The 14,867-nt window shown below is 44.6% G+C and carries 7 protein-coding genes; 3 read left to right on the plus strand and 4 right to left on the minus strand.

Annotated elements, in window-relative coordinates; genetic code table 11:
• Positions 1 to 39: 39 nt before the first annotated feature.
• Together CKK33_RS07935 and CKK33_RS07940 are read right to left on the minus strand one after the other, a co-directional pair.
• Complete coding sequence (locus CKK33_RS07935) at positions 40 to 2,295, minus strand: BamA/TamA family outer membrane protein (protein ID WP_095703586.1); 2,256 nt, start codon at positions 2,293 to 2,295, stop codon at positions 40 to 42.
• The gene (locus CKK33_RS07940) at positions 2,292 to 7,409 is read right to left on the minus strand and encodes a translocation/assembly module TamB domain-containing protein (RefSeq protein ID WP_095703587.1); all 5,118 of its coding nucleotides are present in this window, start codon (positions 7,407 to 7,409) and stop codon (positions 2,292 to 2,294) included. The genes CKK33_RS07935 and CKK33_RS07940 overlap by 4 nt, the downstream gene beginning before the upstream one ends.
• 258 nt (positions 7,410 to 7,667) lie before the next feature.
• Here CKK33_RS07940 and dnaE point away from each other — a divergent pair, with 258 nt between their 5' ends.
• The 3 genes from dnaE (at position 7,668) to trxA (ending at position 12,212) form a co-directional block, all read left to right on the plus strand.
• Positions 7,668 to 11,258, plus strand: coding sequence for a DNA polymerase III subunit alpha (gene dnaE / locus CKK33_RS07945; protein ID WP_095703588.1), 3,591 nt, complete (start codon positions 7,668 to 7,670; stop codon positions 11,256 to 11,258).
• Between the two features lie 65 nt (positions 11,259 to 11,323).
• Positions 11,324 to 11,728: an EthD family reductase gene (locus tag CKK33_RS07950; protein WP_095703589.1), complete on the plus strand. Its 405-nt coding sequence runs from the start codon at positions 11,324 to 11,326 to the stop codon at positions 11,726 to 11,728.
• Positions 11,729 to 11,891: 163 nt separating this feature from the next.
• Complete coding sequence (trxA, locus tag CKK33_RS07955) at positions 11,892 to 12,212, plus strand: thioredoxin (protein ID WP_095703590.1); 321 nt, start codon at positions 11,892 to 11,894, stop codon at positions 12,210 to 12,212.
• Positions 12,213 to 12,286: 74 nt separating this feature from the next.
• Here trxA and CKK33_RS07960 read toward each other — a convergent pair whose 3' ends face one another.
• Both CKK33_RS07960 and CKK33_RS07965 read right to left on the minus strand, forming a co-directional pair.
• Entirely contained in the window at positions 12,287 to 12,979 is a 693-nt protein-coding gene (locus tag CKK33_RS07960) for a head GIN domain-containing protein (RefSeq protein WP_095703591.1), read from the minus strand.
• A 214-nt stretch (positions 12,980 to 13,193) separates the two neighbouring features.
• Complete coding sequence (locus CKK33_RS07965) at positions 13,194 to 14,861, minus strand: M1 family metallopeptidase (RefSeq protein WP_095703592.1); 1,668 nt, start codon at positions 14,859 to 14,861, stop codon at positions 13,194 to 13,196.
• Positions 14,862 to 14,867: the final 6 nt, after the last annotated feature.

The raw sequence follows: 14,867 nt of genomic DNA on the forward strand, positions 1-14,867 counted from the left end.
TATAGTAATAATGCCGCCTTTGTTATTATTCGCAGTTGATTAGAATGGATAACCAATAGCTATATTTAAGATAGCGTTATGAAAGCTTGGGCTGATGGACCTTGAGCCTCCGTTGGTAGGTGTATAAGGCCGCAGCAGCGGGAAGCCCAGGTCAGTACGCAGCACCAGTATGGTAGCATCAAAGCGTAAACCAAAGCCGGCATCAACCGCCATTTGGCTCAGGAAGTTTGGCCCGAATGTGCCTCCCTGCTGGTGTGGTTTGGCGTTCCAGATGTTGCCCGCATCGGCAAATAAAGCACCCTGTACAATGCTGAACAATTTTTGGCGTATCTCAATGTTGGCTTCCAGTTTAATATCACCCGACTGGTCGGCAATAAAGGTATTGCCATCGGGGTTAGGATTAACCGTACCCGGGCCAATTGAACGTGGCCTGAAGCCTCTTAAACTGTTTGGCCCGCCAATAAAGAATTGCTGATTGTAAGGCAATATGGTGGAGTTGCCGTAAGGTAAGCCAACGCCTGCAATTAAGCGTGTAGCCAGCTTGGTACCCGACGTTATCTTATGGAAAAACCGTATCTCGCTCTCGGCCTTAACATACTGGTTAAAGGTGGTACCAAATAGCTTCTTTTCTTTGCCCGCGAGTGTATCGGCGCCGGTAATTAAGCCATACAGGTTGTTTGACAAACTTAGTTTACCACGAAAGTACAAGCTGTTGGTGCGGTAATCTTCGGTAGTGTTGTCAAAGGTATAGGCATAACTTGGGCCTAGGGTAAACTGCGGGTCAATAACGTGCTTAAGCGCAGGGTTAGAGGTTTTGGCGATGCTATCTGTGTAGAGTTGGGTAACGTTACGCGGCTTTACATAGGTAGCCTCTATCAAGTTAAGCTCATGGAGTTTATGCTCATTACTTTTAAACTGATAGCCGAATGAACCGGTGAAAGAATTAAGCGAGTATAGTTTTTGCCTTACTACAGATGAGTAGCCTAATTGTACCACTGTGCGCGGAATGTAGGCGTTAGATGATTCTACCCGCCAGGGTGTAATTAGTCGCGGCCACGAAAGGCTGGTTTGCACACCATATTGGTAAACATTATAACCACTGTTTTGCCCGCCTACCTGTACATCGGTACTACCAAAAAGCGTAACGGTTAACAATTCACCCCCTTTAAAGGCATTACGGTTTTTCCAGCTCAGGTTAATTTGCGAGCCGGTATAGTTAGCTGATGTGGTACGGCCCAATAACTCTAACTGCAGGGATTTTTTCTTGTAAGGTGTAAGGAAATAATATACGTCGAGCTTAGGCGAATCTGGCGTAACATCCTCAAAACGGTTCTTTACATAACGATAGGGCCCAAGGTTAATAAACCGGTTAAGCGAGTTGTTATGTGTAGTGCGGCTGTAAACATCATTAGGGTGCAGCAATACGGTATTGGCAAAAAGATAAGGCCTGGCAGTATTACGCGGGTCAACAATATTGTACCACCGGTATTTATACGCCTGGTCGAGCTTTAGAGAGGTATCGCGCAGCGAATAGTTAGGATAAACATAAATATTGCGTATGGTATATATTTCACGTGCCTGTGGCGGTGTTTCGGGCTTTATGCCGAGTATAACATCTACCTGGTGGTTACCAACGGTGCTATCTACCTTAGCTATCAATTGTTCGGGTGCGAAATAGAAAAAGCCTTCTTCCTTTAAACGGGTATCAATACGTATGCGTTCATTCTTGATCACATCCAGGTTATACTTATCACCCTTTTTTAGCAAGGTTTGTTTCATAGTGCCCTTGACAGCGGTATCCAAATTGTTGTCTGTAGCGTTAGGGAAAGTAAGGTTACGTATAGTGTAAGATGGTCCCGGCAAAGCGGTAAAAACAGTTTTCGCTGTTTTCTTTTTGCCAATGGTATCGCCGCTTACCGTTGCCTGGAAGTAACTGATGTTTTGCAGGCGGTTCTGCATCACATCGCTATTCTTTTGTAAGTCAACCTGGCTTACGAGTACGGGCGGTTCACCGTATTTGCTTAGGAAACGTTGTATAAAATTGCTACGGCTCTTTGTTTTATAGTAAAGCCACAGCTTAATGCGCATACCCAGTAAGGACGAATTGGGTTTCGGCCTTATATAGGTCTTAAGCTCAGAACGCAGCGCTTTTGCCTCACTTTTGGGTATGTTTTTATCATTTATCTTTACATCGCCCCCGGTGTATAGCTTTTGACCCGCAGGTAGGTATTTGGTGGTACTGCAGGCATTTAAAACCACAGCAAGAAATATAAAATATATTATACGTTTGATCATAAGGTAGTTGTCTGTGTTTTTTCGCGTGCTTCTTTATCTTTCTGCTGTTGTTCTTTTTCCAGGCGTTCCTTTTCTTTCTGTTCCTGCAGGTATTTGCGGCGCATAGCTCTTTCTTCCGGTGAACGCTTGCGGAATATTTCACGGAAGCGGTTGTAATCAACGGTTAAGGCAAAGCCTACGCCTGTTTCAATGATCTGTCCCTGTATCACCACAAATTCGTCCTTACGGTAAACGCGAAGCGAATAACGGCCGTCTTTACTCAGTTTATAGTTAATGGAAACATTACCGGCAATGTTGGTGGTTTTTTGCCCTGCCTGCGCTCCTTCTAAATTAAAGTTATTACCCACGCTTACCGTTAGCCTGTCGTTAAGGAAGCGTTTGGATAAACCAACATTCAGATCCGTTCGGTTAGTAGCCGTGCCCGACGAATAATCTTCACCGGAGGTCACCCCAAAATTCAGATCGACCCCTTGTATCAGGTCGCCGGCCAGGTTGTTTAGCTGGTCGGTAAGGAGGCCGCTCACACTATTGCGGATGGCACCTTCAATACCGGCGCTGCCTCCCTGGCTCTGCAGCGGATTGTCGCCAATAAAGTGGCCCAGCAGTAATACGCCAAGCACTTGTTTGTTTAACTCATTAGGATCGGCCCTTACCTGTGCCAGGCGGGTGTCAACCGTGTTGGTTACCTCTGATGATACATTCAGGTTACTGTCCGGCAAAACAATATCAAAACTGATTTGCGGTTTCATCAACTCGTTTTTGAGGTTGAGGTTAACGTTAAATGGTAGTTTTTGCTTGTACTGAGTTGTATTTTGGTCTGATAGTTGGTTGGCCACCAGATCTATAGGTGGTACGTTGGCTATGTAGGTAGCCGTAAGGTCGATATTAGCGCTGGTAGGGTCGCCGGTCCAGGTAATTGTGCTGCCTTTTTTAAAGTTGAATTTACGCGTTACGGTAGCGTACGACAGGTTGTACGAGCCCTCATTAACAATATACGTTCCGGTAAGGCTGGTTTTTCCGCTTGGGTCAATACCGCCGCTCAGGTGCGCTTCGCCTTTCAGGTTCACTACGTCACCATTACGTTCATCCACAACAATAGTAAAGGCGGCGTTTTTATCAATATTTACGGTAGCGTTCACATCAAGCCCGGTAATTTCCGATTTCTTGAGCGAATCCAACTGTTTGGCAATCAATATCGAGTCGGTATTTGGAGCGTCCTGGTCAATAAATTCTACCACGCCTTTGCGATCTTCCACACCGGGATCTGTAGTTGGCAGTACAATGGCAAAATCAGTTTTATCGTTCACGGTCAGCGTGGCATCTACAACCGGTTTGGCCATATCACCACGTACTTTAATATCACTATTAAGATATAATTTGCCATAGAACAACTTATTATCAGCCTTGGTAGAATTGATAACCCGGAAGTTATCAGAACGGATATTCATTCCAAACTTAAAGTCGGTATAGGTTTTTGTGTAGATAGCGCCTGATATTACAGCTTTGTTATTGGTAGAGTCTACCAGGGTAAAATCATTAAAACGTATGCCTTCATCATTAAACGTTATGCTCTCCTTAGGCATAGTAAAATAAGAGTTAAGCATAGATACATTAAAGGCAACCTTATTAAAGTTAATATCACCACGAACGGCGGGTGCATCGGTAGTACCTGTTATTTTAAGTGCGCCCGTAATGTTACCGCTGGAGTTACGGATAGAGCCAAAGGTAAAACCCTGTATGCTCTTCATATTGAGGTTAACAATGTTCAGGTTCATATCAAACCTGCTTGATGGAGCGGTGTAATACAGCCCGTTAAGGTCAACCTGGTTACCCTTGCCGGTGATGCTTACATTAGCGGCGTAAGCGTTTTGTGTTTGGTTATTTACCTTAAGCGCGATGTTGCCCACGGTATCGCCTTTGAAGTTAAAATTGCTGACGTTGATAGCCGATTCAAAAGTTGGCGATTTTTGGAAGTTGCTGATCACCGCTTTACCATCAATGGTGCCGCCTATAAGCAGCGAATCCTGTTTGGCCATTTTGGTGAGGGTTTCAATACGGAAGTTGCGGAAATCAACCGTGATAGGAGAGTTCATGCCGCCCGAACTGTTGGCGCTTAACACCTGGTTGTTGTTGGTGATACTGAAATTGCGCGCCAGTACACCTTTATTACCAAACTGCAGGGCATTATCGGCATTAACAGCCCATGGGGCATAATCAAGCAGGAGCCCGTCCTTTAAAAAGCTGAACTGGTATTCATCAGGCATGGCGCTAAACTCACCGGCAACACGATAGCGTTCCTTACGTTCTTTATCGCGCACCTGGAGGTTGATACCCAGTTTGTTGTTTTGCGCAGCGCCGGTAATGCTGGTATATAGCAGATCAAGCGATGAACCTACCTTTATTTCATCAACTGTTAGACTATAGTTAAGCGCGTTATTACCCGTGTTTATACCCAGCTTTAAATTGTTAACGGTGTTGGTGCCATATATTACTTTTGGTGCAACGCCATTTACCACCAGCTCACCGGTAGCACTGTTAAATTTGCCGGTAAATAGTACCGGATCCAACTGTTTTAGATCAGGCGCGAATTTGGTTACCAGCGGTGTTTTAACCAGGCGGGCGTCAAAGGTAAATTGCTGCGGCGAGTATTTTACCTTGGGCGCCGCTTTATTGCCGCTGGCCAGGTTCATGTCATAGTATTTATTGATCACATCCTGTATGGCAGGCGCTATCTGCGTGAGTTTATATTTGCCGTTCATGTGGGCGTACAGCATCGGCGTTTTTAGGCGCAGGGTGCTGCTATCTGCATTGGCGGTAGAAATAAGGCTGATAGAGTCAAGCGCTATGCGTTCGCCTTTGTTTACAATCAGCAAATTAGTAGCCAATATGTTGGCATTCAGGTAATCCGGGTCGGCGGTTGGTACATCGGCTACTACCTTGCCGTGAAAACGCATAGGGTCTTTAACAAAATTGAGCTTTTGCAGGTCAATGCTATCCACATTCAGCGTTGCGTTTACTGCCGGATATTTTTTATTGAGGTTGGCCTTCGCGTCAAGCGTGAAATTAATGTTAGGGTCGCGCATGGTGGCCTTAGCGGTGTAGGCACCATTGCGGGATGTTCCGTTCATCACCAGGTTACGGTAGGTATAACCTTTAATATTGGCGCTTACCACATCGCCATTAAATTTAAGGCTGGCCGTTTTAGGGTCTAAACCCGCGCCGCTGATGTTGGCACGCATGGTAACAAAGCCAACCATTTGCGGTTGTTTGGTAAGGGCGCCTACATTCAAATTATTGGCTTTTACGTCGGCCGTGTAAGTTTCGCTGCCTTTGCGGGGGCCGCTTCTCATTTGCGCGTTAAGGTCAACCGCTCCATAACTGCTGCGCAGCGCCATTTGGGTGTTAAAGTTTTTCATGCTGCCCTTAAAGGTGCCTTTAAGGTTCATGTTCTCCGGGATACTTACGTTTGGCGGGATTGTGCCTTTAGGTACCAACCGGGCAATATCATACCGTGTGGTGCGGAAATCAGTGATGTTGAGGTCGAAGTAGGCTTTATTTACATCCGGCAGGCCGCGCATGGTGGCCGAAGCTTTAACATAGGTATTGCCAAACCCGCTGATCTCTAAGCTGGGTATACGCAGGTTATTTACCGTTCCGTTTACCCTGCCATTGATCTTAATAATTGAATTTGGCGACGACTTAAACGGCTCCATAGAAGCCATGGTGGGCACCAGTAACAGCACATCTTTCAGGCCCAGTTTGCTGCCATCCAGGTTAGCGTTAATACTTAGTTTGCCCAGGTCCTTCGTAAGCGATTCAATAGAAGGATAGCCCACTTGCAGATCTTTTTGTATAACAGAGCGTGGTGTAACCAGCAGCAGGTCTTTCAGGTAGGCGCTCTTAGGCCCATACAGGAATGTGGTTTGAAACTTGTTTACTTCAAAGCCACTCTTGTCGCTAAAGGTAAAAGAATTCACTTTACCTGATATGGTATCAGGTGAATAGGCCAGCTTTTCTACATCAGCGTTTAGGTTTTTAATATCCATGTGTGCAAAATCAAGGCCGCGTGGAAGGGCTTTTTGCGCATTGTTATCAAACTTTATATGATCGTTGGTAAACGTAACTTTATCCAGTGACGCCGTCCAGCCTTTAGCCTGCGTGCGGGAGGCCAGTGTATCAATCTTTTTAACCGTTTTTTCAACGGCTTGGGCAACGGTTTTAGGTTTCTCAAACAACAGGCCCGCGGTGGTTTCATCCAGCTGGATAGATTTGATACCTACATGCTGGTTCTTCATGTCTATATCATTTATACTAACCAAAAATTTGCCCAGGTTTACGTTGGTCTTCATTTCGCTGGCGCGATAATCAACTTTTACTCTTTGCACGGTTATGTCACCCAACTTCAGGTCAAGATTAAGCGGTTTGGTTGCCGTATCAACTGTGGCAGCCTGTTTAATGGACGAACCTGTAGGCGTTTGAATAATACGCGCGTTCACATCGCTCAGATTAATTTTAGGGATGGTGAACTTCATCTTATCCAAATCAAAATCTTTTATGCGGGTGTCAAAATGGCCTAATAAGAATTTGACATCATTCCCTGTAGTCACATCTTTGTAAGCCAGGTTAATGCGGTCAAGAATGATCTTATCCACTGAGAACTTCATGGTAGAGGTAGTGTCTTCAGGCTTGGGCTCCTTTTTTTGATCGCCTGCAAACGCTTTGATAATATAATCGAAGTTAAAGGTGCTGTCGGCGTCGCGGCTAACCTTCGCAGTAATGCCCTGCAGATTAATTTCGTTGATCTCAACCTGGTTTTTTAACAACTTCAACATAGAGATATCCACCTTAAGCTTATCGCCCGCAATAAGGGTATCTTTTTTCTGATCCTCAAAGTACACATTCTCCAGTACCAGCATTTTGGGCAGTCCCAGGCTTATATGCCCAATCTCTACCTTAGTGCCAATTTTTTTGTGAAGAAAGGTTACCGCTTTATCCTTAGCAAAATTTTGCACAGCCGGTACCTGTATAAGAATAACGATCAGTAATACCAATAACAGTACACTGGCTACTATCCAAAGAATTATTTTAAGGGCTAAACGTCCAAATCGTTCCAAAATCTGTAAAGGTTAGGGTTACCTGTTTTATTAGCGTAACTTGATGTAATGGGGGTATATTTCGTTGGTAACATACAGCCAGAAGGAATTGTTTTTTCTTAGTACGATAATTTGGCGTTTTTTACAACTCTAAAGGATGTTTTTTATTTGTGGAAAAAATTATGCTTTGATGGTCTTTAATTTAGTCTTAACCTGTAGGAGATGATGAGATAAAACCTTAGTTTTTGGTAGCTTTGTGATCCTAAGGATTTTGTTGTTATGCCCGATTTTTCGCACTTACACGTACATACCCAATTCTCGCTGCTCGATGGCGCTGCCGATATCAGCAAGCTTTATAAAAAAGCTGCCGCCGATGGCATGAAGGCCCTGGCCATTACCGACCACGGCAATATGTTTGGTGTATTTAAGTTTGTAGCAGAGGCGGGTAAGCATAATGTAAAGCCCATTGTTGGCTGTGAGTTTTATGTGGTTGATGACCGCCACGTAAAGCAGTTTACCAAAGAGAAAAAAGATAAGCGTTACCACCAGCTTTTCCTGGCTAAAAACCCCGAGGGTTATAAAAACCTGGTAAAACTGTGCTCTTTAGGCTATATGGAAGGCCTTTACAGTAAATGGCCCCGTATTGATAAGGAACTGATATTAAAATATCACAAAGGCCTTATCGCTACTACCTGCTGTATTGGCGCATCGGTACCACAGGCCATTTTGCGCGATGGGGAAGAAGCTGCCGAAAAAGAGTTTAAATGGTGGCTGGATCTGTTTGGCGAGGATTACTACATCGAATTGCAACGCCACGAGATCCATGAGCAGGAGATCATCAACAACACGTTGTTAAAATTTGCCAAGAAGTACGGCGTTAAGGTGATCTGCTCTAACGATTCGCACTATGTAGATCAGCAGGACTCAAACGCCCATGATATTTTGCTTTGCGTAAATACCGGCGACATGCAAAGTACGCCCATAGCTACCGACGAAGAAGGTGGTAAAGGCTATCGCTTCGGCTTCCCTAACGACCAGTTTTACTTTAAAACGCAGGCCGAAATGGGTAAGCTGTTCCATGATATACCGGAATCATTAGATAATACAGGCGAGATAGTGGATAAGGTAGAAACCCTTAAACTGAAAAGGGACATACTATTACCCAACTACGTTATACCACAAGAATTTAAGATACACAGCGAAAGCACGCCCGATGCCGATACCCTTAACCAGTGGGAATACCTTAAGCATCTTACCTTTATGGGAGCTAAGGAGCGTTATAAAGACATTAGCCCCGAAGCAGAGGAGCGCATCAACTTTGAGCTGTTCACCATCCGTACGATGGGTTTCGCGGGTTACTTCCTTATCGTTGCCGATTTCATTAAGGCTGGTCGCGATATGGGCGTGTTCATCGGCCCCGGCCGCGGTTCGGCGGCGGGTTCTGTAGTGGCCTATTGTATTGGTATCACCAATATTGATCCTTTAAAGTACAACCTCCTGTTTGAGCGTTTCCTGAACCCCGACCGTAAGTCAATGCCCGATATTGATACGGATTTTGACGATTCGGGCCGCCAAAAGGTGATTGATTACGTAGTAGATAAGTACGGCAAGAACCAGGTAGCACAGATCATCACTTATGGCTCCATGGCTGCCCGTACCAGTATACAGGACGTAGGCCGCGTGCTGGATATGCCGCTGAGTGATGTAAACGCATTGAAGAAGCTGGTGCCCGAAACGCTGGGTATTAACCTTAAAACCGCCATTGAACAGGTACCCGAGCTACAGGAGATCTATAAATCAAACGACCTGAAAGGTGTGGTACTGCGTGAGGCTGAAAAGCTGGAAGGCTCGGTACGTAACACAGGTGTGCATGCGGCGGGTATCATCATAGCTCCGTATGACCTTACAGAAATTGTACCGGTAGCCACAGCCAAGGACTCTGACCTGCTGGTTACCCAGTATGATGGCCGTGTAATTGAGGATGCAGGCGTTATCAAGATGGACTTTTTGGGCCTGAAAACCCTTACCATTATCAAGGATGCGCTGCGCCTTATTAAGCAGAACCACGGGGTAGAAATTGATATTGACTACATCCCGCTGGATGATGAGAAAACTTATGCTCTCTACCAACGTGGTGATACCAACGGTACTTTCCAGTTTGAAAGTGACGGTATGCAAATGTACCTGCGCGACCTTAAACCCGATAAGTTTGAGGACTTAATTGCCATGAACGCCTTGTACCGTCCTGGTCCGATAGAGTATATACCCAACTTTATTAAACGTAAGCACGGGCAGGAAGAGATCGTATTCGACCTACCGGATATGGAGGAGTACCTTGGCGAAACCTATGGTATTACCGTATACCAGGAGCAGGTGATGCTTTTATCGCAGAAGTTGGCAGGCTTTAGTAAAGGCGATGCCGACGTATTACGTAAGGCGATGGGTAAGAAACAGATTGAGGTGCTTAACAAAATGGAGGCGCAGTTTATGGAAGGGGCCATGGCCAAAGGCCACCCTAAAGATAAACTTACCAAGATATGGACGGACTGGAAAGCTTTTGCGCAGTATGCTTTCAATAAATCGCACTCTACCTGCTATGCCTTTGTGGCCTATCAGACCGCTTACCTGAAAGCGCATTACCCTGCTGAATATATGGCAGCGGTATTGAACAACCAGAACAGCATGGAGAAGATCACCTTCTTTATGGAGGAGTGTCGCCGCATGGGTATTGAGGTATTGGGTCCGGATATTAATGAGAGTTACATGTCGTTCACCGCCAATGCTAAAGGGGTTATCCGTTTTGGTTTGGCCGGAGTGAAAGGCGTAGGTGAGAAGGCGGTTGAAAGTATTATCGAAGAGCGTATAGAGAATGGTCCATATAAATCTGTTTATGATTTTGCGCAGCGTTCCAACACGCGTAACGTTAACCGTAAATCATACGAAAACCTGGTTTATGGCGGCGCGTTTGATGGCTTTGGTTTAAAGCGTGCCCAGTTCTTCGCTAAAACCGAGAATGGACTGCTTACGGGTGTGGAGCGACTTATAAAATACGCTAATGATTACCAGAACACTCAGAATAGTTCGCAGGCATCACTATTTGGCGGTGCGGTTGCATCCTATATTCCGGAACCTACCATGCCCGAGTGTGAGGAGTGGGGCCTGATAGAGAAACTCAAATATGAGAAAGATGTAATCGGTATTTACCTTACCGGGCACCCGTTGGATAATTACCGCCTGGAACTTGATAAGTATTGTAACACTACCATTACGGAACTCAAAACATTGCAAAAGGCCCGCTCCGGTGAGGGCGGTGACGAGGTGATGGCCAAGTTTGCCGAACTACGTAAACGCGGGGAAATATGTATAGGCGGCCTGGTATCGGGCGTGCAGCACCGTTTCACCAAAATGGGTAAGCCTTTTGGCGCTTTTATGCTCGAAGATTATAACGACTCTTATGAATTCGCTTTTTTTGGCGATGATTATGTGAAGTTCCGCAACATGATGGTTGATGGCTACTTCCTGCACATCAAGGGGAACATTGAGGAGAAGTTCAGGCAAAAGGATAACTGGGACTTGCGGGTGGTGTCTATCAGTTTGCTGTCTGAAATGCGTGACAAGCTCAGTAAATCATTAACCGTATGCCTGGATGTACGTAACCTGAACAACCAGTTACTGGATAATCTGGTAGAGGTAATTAATCAGAACAACGAGAAATATCCGGCTAAGAGTTGCCAGCTGCGCTTTAAGATCATGGATGGTGAGGAAGCGATGTCTGTAGACTTGTTCTCCAAACTCTACCGGGTAAGCCCAAGCGACGATCTGATGGAGGATATTTACAACGTAACCAATGCCAGGGCCGTATTGGCATAAGCTTTAAGTATACTTGATGAAGTGCTTTGGTTTACCTAATTTGCTGGTAACCAATTATCCATATCATGAAATCAAGATTATTTATTCTCATCGCCGCTGTGGCGTTTTTATGTATGATCCAGACAAAGCATGCTGAAGCTCAATCCGCCAAAAAAGGAATGATCAAAGTAACTATACTTTACCCTAACGGCGAAGGGAAGAAGTTTGACATGAACTACTACACTACCAAACATTTTCCTATGTTAAGGCGGTTGTTTGGTAATACGTTAAAGGGCACTGCAATTGATAAAGGTTTGGCAGCCGGTGCGACTGATGCGCCAATACCATATCTGGCTGTAGGATACCTGTATTTTGAGAACGTAGAGGCATTTAGGGACGGTATGAAAATCCATGCCAAAGAAATAAGGGGAGATATACCCCATTACACCAATATTACGCCGATCATTCAGATAAGCGAGGTTGTTGAATAGCACTTATCCACACAAAAAGTAACCCTTTCGGCTACCTATAAAACAAAGCCATTGTCAGGTTTGTAGTTGTTGATAATCTTATTGTCACATTGTCAGGTCGGGTGTTGTGGCAAGTGTTTTGATTAGTATATATTTGTATAACATTATTTAAAAAACAGAAATCATGGCTTTAGAAATAACTGATGCGAACTTCGAGGAACTTGTCCTTAAATCAGATAAACCGGTGTTAATTGACTTTTGGGCAGAGTGGTGCGGTCCGTGTAGAATGGTTGGCCCTGTTGTTGAAGAATTAGCTAAAGACTACGAAGGCAAAGCCGTAGTAGGTAAAGTTAACGTAGATAACAACCCCGGCATTTCAATGAAGTATGGCATCCGCAATATCCCTGCCTTATTATACTTTAAAGGTGGCGAAATTGTTGACAAGCAAATTGGCGCAGTGCCAAAATCAGTACTTGCCGATAAATTGAGCAAACAATTAGCTTAATAAGCTACAGCGATATCAAATAATAAAGGCCTTGAATATTTCAAGGCCTTTATTATTTTAGGATAACCCGATGCTTACATACGGCTGATACTGCCACTTCCAGATTGGTGGGAAGATATGTTTTTTACTGTGCCGGTGTAATGAATATCACCACTACCGGTAACTGCCGCATCAAGGTTATCATTCACATTTACGCGTGCGCTTGCCGAGCCGGAAACCCTTATTTTGGTTGAGCCGGTTGCAAGGTCTTGCGCGTTGAAATCGCCGGAGCCTGAAACGGATATGCTCGCGACATCAGCGCGGCCGGCAATATTGATATCACCCGAACCCATTACACTGCTCATTAATTCTTTCACTTCTATTTTACCTTGTATATCACCTGAACCACCAACACCTAATTTTAATGATGGCGCCTTCAAGCCGTTCTTAAAATATACATTTCCCGAACCACCCACATTTACTTCGTTCACATTAATGAGAGTTACATAAATGGTTACCTTTTTATCGTTGTTCCAATAGTAATTATTGCTTTTAGGATGTATTTTAAGTACACCTCCCTTTACCTCGGTGATAATATTGCTGATCATATCTGCGGGAGCATCTACCTTAACAGATTCGGTTGAGCCCTGGGTAATGTATATGTCATATGAACCGGAAGCATTTACAGCGTTAAAGCCGGATAAATGTCTGTCCTGTACTTCGGCCTTGGCGATGACAGCGCCGGCCATCAGTAAAGCTGCCAGTAATAAGGTTTTTAGTTTCTTCATCTCTTTAGTGTTTAGTCTATTAGATGCTTTTGCAACAAAAAAGTTGCACAAAAGAGAAAATAAATATTGGCGTTTACCACGGTTTGGATTAGGCATATGACATATGCATTATGCATTCGCCGACAAGAGACGTAAAACGGCAAGGCAACCCTCGATATACAGATAAGTCTATATATCGGGATTGCCTTGCTATTGATTGTAATGAAGGATGAGATTAATCTATAAGTACGCCTATGTAATAATTAAATTGGTCTACCTCAATGTTATCTTTTGTGGCACCTGCAATGTTTACCGGCGTGAAGCGGTTACCTGGTTTAATAAACTGATATTCGCCGCCTTTTACCCGCACCTTAACCGGTATGTTAAAGCCATGTACATCAGCTATCCACCTGCACATCAGTTTGCCATTAATGGTATCAAACTCCAGGGTAGGGATCACAGTATGTTTAAGGTATTGCTCAAATACAGGCGAAAGGTTCATGCCGCTTTGTTCGTTAATGTAGTTCACTACATCATTGTAGGTAACGGTTTGGTGATAAAAGGTTTTATTTAAACCACGCAATATTCCCCGCCATTTTTCATCATCGTTGATTATAGTGCGGATCATATTAAGCATGTTGCCACCCTTCGGATACATATCTCCTGAGCCTTCCTTATTTACGTTATAAGGGCCAACTATAGGTCCATCGTTTTGTATGCCCAGGCGGGTGCCATGCACATATTCCTGCCCGGCCTGCTTACCCCAGTTATCCTCAACAAATAACGATTCGCTGTAATTAGTAAAGCTTTCGTGTATCCACATATCGGCCAGGTCTTTTGAGGTAATGTTGTTGCCAAACCACTCGTGCCCGCTCTCGTGTACCACAATAAAATCCCATTTTAATCCCCAACCAGTGCCAGACAGGTCGCGGCCAAGATAGCCGTTTTGGTAATAGTTGCCATAAGCAGTACCGCTTTGGTGCTCCATACCCAGGTGATGCGTTTCTACCAGCTTGTAACCATCCTCATAAAAAGGGTAGGGGCCAAACCAATGTTCAAAAGCTTTTAGCATGGGTTTAGCGTTTGCGCCCCAATGCTTTTTGGCTTTCTCCAGGTTATAACTTAATGGCCAAAAATCCATGGTGAGTTTACCTTTTTCGCCCATGTATGTATCGGTGTAATGCGCGTAATCGCCAATGTTGGCTTCAATATCATAATTGTTAATAGGGTTGGCCACAAACCAGTCGAAACGGGTATAGCCATCCTTTAGTTTAGTAACCTTACGCAGGCGGCCGTTGCTAACATCCTTTAAGCCATTGGGTACGCTAATGCTAATGAGGGCGCTATCAACCTCGTCGGCTTGTTGGTCTTTAGTTGGCCACCAAACGCTTGCCCCCATACCCTGGCAGGCGGTTGATACCCATTTGTGCCCAAGCGAATCTACATTATATTCTACACCGCCGTCCCACGGCGCGCGTTTGGCTATGGTTGGGTTACCGGAGTAATATACGGTAAACTGCTCCTTACTACCGCTTTTAATGGTCTGCGGGAAGGTTACAAATACCGCGTTGTACTCGCGGGTGTAGGGTACCTCTTTGCCCTTATAAATCACTTTCTCTACCTTAAGATTAGAGAACAGATCGAATTGCAGTTTGTTAAAATCCTGCGTAGCAGTGTATTTAAAAAGTACATTACCACTGATAAATTTATTATCGATATCAAACTTCACATCCAGGTGGTAGTAGTTAATATCGTAACAAGTACGCAGTGGAGTAGTAAGCGAGCCACGCAGGGTATCTGCACGGGTAAATGTTTCTTTAGCTACGCCGAGCTGGGCATGAGCATTTGATGAAAGCAAACCGGCAAACAAAATGCCGACGTATATTGAGTTTCTAATTTTCATGGTAAT

The organism is Mucilaginibacter sp. MD40 (genome assembly GCF_002288635.1).
Lineage (GTDB): Bacteria > Bacteroidota > Bacteroidia > Sphingobacteriales > Sphingobacteriaceae > Mucilaginibacter.